The 1080-nt window shown below is 62.0% G+C and carries 2 protein-coding genes; both read left to right on the top strand.

Features of this window, described 5'->3' with window-relative positions; translation table 11 throughout:
- Entirely contained in the window at window positions 1-96 is a 96-nt protein-coding gene (locus D7V88_RS41735; RefSeq protein ID WP_372241176.1) for an IS3 family transposase, read from the top strand.
- Between the two features lie 307 nt (window positions 97-403).
- The gene (locus tag D7V88_RS41730; RefSeq protein ID WP_279636150.1) at window positions 404-625 is read left to right on the top strand and encodes a helix-turn-helix domain-containing protein; all 222 of its coding nucleotides are present in this window, start codon (window positions 404-406) and stop codon (window positions 623-625) included.
- Window positions 626-1080 lie beyond the last annotated feature (455 nt).

Raw genomic sequence — 1080 nt, 5'->3', positions numbered from 1 at the left:
CTGTTCGACTACATCGAGGTCTTCTACAACCAGCAACGCATGCACTCGGCAATCGGTTACGCTGCGCCGGCCGAGTTCGAACGGGCAGCGGCATAGTCAACCTGTCCACGAAAGCGGATCACGCCCAGGGGGCCGCAAACGTCACGGTGGCCACGTTGGTAGCCGTGTCCGTGGCTTTCAAGGTGCCACTCCGGGATCTGTTTCCTGATTCTGATGAGGAGGACACCAGCAACAAGTGACGTGACGGGGCTACCACTAGCTAAGGAGCATGTAGCTCATGAGCTGTGTAGCTCATGAGCGGCCGTGGATAAGTCCGTGATGTGCCCACAGGAAAGCCCCCGTCAAGCGTGGTCGTTCGGAGGTCTGGACGCGAGGTCCGACAGCTCGTGCCATCAAGCGGGAGTTGCGGCGACTAGGGGAGCGGCTTCGGGAACTGAGGTTGGAGCAGGGCCTTACCCAGGAACAGGCCGCCGAAGCCATCGGTGTCCATCCGAAGCACATCATCAAGATGGAGCAGGGGGCCGTAAATGTCACGGTGGCCATATTGGTAGCTGCGTCCGCAGCTTTCAAGGTGCCACTCCGGGATCTGTTCCGGGAGGCCGAGAAAGAGGACGGCGGGAAGTGACGCAGCAGGCGCCTTGGCGCAACGCGCCCAAAGTAGGTACAGGGGCTCTCGCCGCAGACGCTCCAGTTCTCGAACTCAGCACGCGAAAGCACGTTCGCGACGATCTCTGCGGCGGGAACTTCGGGTCCGTCTCGCCGACTACAGGCTACTCGCCGGTCTTGTCGTGGAGCTACGGGGTCGTGTGTCTGCCGACCTACTGCTCCTGAGTTGTCCAGCAGCCCAATGCTAGTTCTGGCTTCGGCAAGCCGGAAGGACTTCGCGTACCTCGCCGCACGCAGCAGCCAATACACCGCTTGTCCAGCCCCCTGCGCCGACCTCAGGCGCACCGCTAGAGCGCCGATCAGGTTTCCGCCCGAGGAAAGTCGAATACTTACGAGCGCGATCGACGTGGGCTGTCGCCGCGTGATCAGGTCGCCACCTCTCGGAGGTGGCTCATGGAGCGCTGGAAGCCGACT

The organism is Corallococcus terminator (assembly GCF_003611635.1).
GTDB lineage: Bacteria > Myxococcota > Myxococcia > Myxococcales > Myxococcaceae > Corallococcus > Corallococcus terminator.
Note: the sequence above shows the minus strand (reverse complement) of the source record. Positions and strands in the feature narration are given on the sequence as shown.